General features: G+C 43.8%; 1 protein-coding gene. It reads left to right on the top strand.

The window, feature by feature from the left end; genetic code table 11:
* Positions 1 to 248 precede the first annotated feature (248 nt).
* Positions 249 to 516: glycerophosphodiester phosphodiesterase family protein (locus R7R24_RS30480; RefSeq protein WP_318120685.1), on the top strand; the 268-nt coding region annotated here is incomplete at its 3' end.

Below are 516 nucleotides of genomic sequence, written 5' to 3'. Positions count from 1 at the left end.
CCTGAAAAAATGCGGCTCTTGAAAGATACGTCGCTCTTTAAAAATGAGCGGCAAGAGCATAAAAGTCCAACGTCATTTTGTAGCTCAGAATCTGTTACCAATCTAGTCTTTCATTTCCACACCATGCTTGTCTGGTGAAAATTACACCGTTGAATCGTGACGTTACCGCCCTGAAGAAGCCTTTCACCTCTATATCAACGGCCAAAAGCGAGTACAATCTGGACATCTCATTCAAGAAGGCAAACAAAATGGAAACTCTGTTAATTGGTCACCGCGGCGTTGCCGGCTCGTTCCCAGAAAATACAAAAGTCAGCGTTCAAGCTGCAATTGATCTCGGCCTAAAATGGGTAGAAGTGGATGTTCAGCCAACAAAAGATAACGTACTTGTGGTTTGCCACGATCATACGTTAAATCGATGCAGCAATGGCAAAGGACGAGTTGATGCGCATACGTTGAAAGAACTAAGACAATTAGATTTCGGTGGCTGGTTCAGCGAAGATTTTGCTGGCGAAACTA

The organism is Vibrio sp. 704, assembly GCF_033339295.1.
Note: the sequence above shows the minus strand (reverse complement) of the source record. Positions and strands in the feature narration are given on the sequence as shown.